The sequence below is a fragment of the Paenibacillus vandeheii genome, from assembly GCF_030433635.1.
In the GTDB taxonomy this organism is placed as follows: domain Bacteria; phylum Bacillota; class Bacilli; order Paenibacillales; family Paenibacillaceae; genus Paenibacillus; species Paenibacillus vandeheii.
Genome location: NZ_JAROCD010000048.1, coordinates 1 through 671, shown reverse-complemented (window position 1 = coordinate 671; position 671 = coordinate 1). Strand labels below are relative to the sequence as shown.

Here is a 671-nt window from a genome sequence, read left to right as displayed (position 1 = left end):
CACTATTTTCTGGACGGAACCAAGCTCGAAGCGAATGCGAATCGCTACACCTTTGTATGGAAAAAAGCCGTCGTTAAGCACCAGGCCAAGCTACAAGAAAAAGTACATATCCTGTTTCAAGCCATCGAAGAGGCAGAAAACGAAGAAGATGCCCTCCACACCGGAACCGACCTGCCTGAGCTTGGCGAAGCATCGGCTCTCACGGCGGAAAAGCTGGAGCAAGCAGTGAAGCAGCTAGAGGAAAAGCTAAGCGAAAAACCCAAGAACAAAACCTTAAAGAAAGCTGTACGCCAGTTGCGGAAGGACTTGCTCCCACGTCTGCAAAAATATGAGCATCAGATCGAAACGGCCGGTGAGCGCAATAGCTATAGCAAAACCGATCCAGACGCAACATTCATGCGAATGAAAGAAGACCACATGCGAAATGGTCAATTAAAACCGGGATACAATGTACAGATTGGAACGGAAAATCAGTTTGTTTTGGGCTACAGTGTGCATCAGCGCCCCACGGACACCAAATGTCTGAAACCTCATCTGGATCATCTGGAAGAAATGCTTGGCCAAAGACCGAAGACCGTCATTGCCGATGCCGGGTACGGAAGTGAAGAAAACTACAGCTATTTGGAAGAACACAACATTCAGGCCATCGTCAAATATGGGACATATCACAA

At 47.7% G+C, this 671-nt stretch carries 1 protein-coding gene; it reads left to right on the top strand.

Going from position 1 to position 671, the window contains the following annotated elements; genetic code table 11:
- The coding region (locus tag P5G61_RS31855; protein WP_301250128.1) for a transposase at positions 1 to 671 on the top strand (671 nt) is incomplete at both ends.